Source organism: Fodinibius roseus (assembly GCF_900129315.1).
In the GTDB taxonomy this organism is placed as follows: Bacteria; Bacteroidota; Rhodothermia; order Balneolales; family Balneolaceae; genus Fodinibius; species Fodinibius roseus.
Map to the genome: position 1 here is coordinate 1 of NZ_FQUS01000059.1, position 1,389 is coordinate 1,389.

Here is a 1,389-nt window from a genome sequence, read left to right on the forward strand (position 1 = left end):
CGCTGTGTAAATTAGTTTCTGTAAAAGTAGGTAAGGAATTGGAAAAAAAGAAAGGCCATGGCTAGGTTTTGATTGATCGCTTAAAATCATAACCAAACCATCGATGCCATGACCTCTAAAAAGAAGAATACAAAGAAAAACGGAAAATTTCAGCTGGAAGATTTACTGGCGACCGACAGCGAGAATCTGCTGGCGGAAATTCTGCAATTAGGAGTGCAACAGCTTATGGAACTCGAACGCGACCAACACATTGGCGCCGCCCCCTACGAGCGCAGCGACCAGCGGCGCACCTCGCGTAACGGCTACAAGCCGCGGCAGCTGTATACCCGGGTGGGGACGCTGCACCTGCGGGTCCCCCAGACCCGAGACGGGGCGTTTTACCCGTCGATCCTGGAGCGCTACCAGCGCAGCGAAAAAGCCTTGGTGGCGGCCCTGGCCGAGGCCTATGTTCAGGGCGTTTCGACCCGAAAGATGGCCAAGGTGACCGAGCGGCTGCTGGGCAAAGAGTTTTCGGCCAGTACCATCAGCCGGTTTTCCGAGCAGCTGGATACGGAGCTAGAGGCTTGGCGGAGCCGGCCACTACCCCAAGATTACCCGTATGTGAAGATCGACGCCCGCTACGAGCGGTGTCGTCGCGACGGGATCATCGTGGACATGGCGGTGCTGGTGGCGATCGGCGTAGCCGAGAGCGGCCACCGCCATGTGCTGGCCGTGGAGACCGGCTGGGGCGAATCCGAAGCGGTTTGGAGCAGGTTTATCAAAGGACTTAAGGAGCGGGGGCTTTCCGGCGTCCAGCTGTTTGTCAGTGACAATCATCCCGGGATCAAGGCGGCCTTGCGAGACCATTACAGCGGGATTCCCTGGCAGCGTTGCCAATACCACTTTCTGGGCAATGCAACCGAGCGGGTCCCGAAAAAGCAAGAAGAGCAGATCCAGGAAGCCTTGCAGCGGGTATGGCGAAAAGAGAACTCCTACCGGCAGGCCAAAGCCCGGCTCGGGGAGCTTATCGAAGAGCTGGAAGGTCCGCTGCCGGATGTGGCTGACTGGCTTAGCGAGGAGGCCCCGCAGACCTTGACGGTCTTTCGGGTTGCCCCAGAAACTCACCGGCGACGCCTGCGAACCACGAACGCGGTCGAGCGGCTCCACCAGGAGCTGAAGCGTCGCAGCAAACCGGTGCGGATCTTTCCCAACCCCGATAGTTGCCTGCGGCTGTTTGGAGCGATGCTTAAGGAACAGCACGAGGATTGGATCACCGGGCGACGGTACCTGAAGATGAACCAACTAGAAGAATTTAAGAAAAAACAAAAATCTTCTTCGGAGGATCCTCCGAAGAAGATCCATCAACCAGCTATGGCTGAGTAACTTTTACAGAAAAAAACTTGCACAAGC

The 1,389-nt window shown here is 56.7% G+C and carries 1 protein-coding gene; it reads left to right on the plus strand.

The genetic code is table 11. From position 1 onward, the window contains the following. The first annotated feature begins 108 nt into the window (after nt 1-108). Complete coding sequence (locus BUB16_RS20980) at nt 109-1,362, plus strand: IS256 family transposase (RefSeq protein WP_073068799.1); 1,254 nt, start codon at nt 109-111, stop codon at nt 1,360-1,362. Nucleotides 1,363-1,389: the final 27 nt, after the last annotated feature.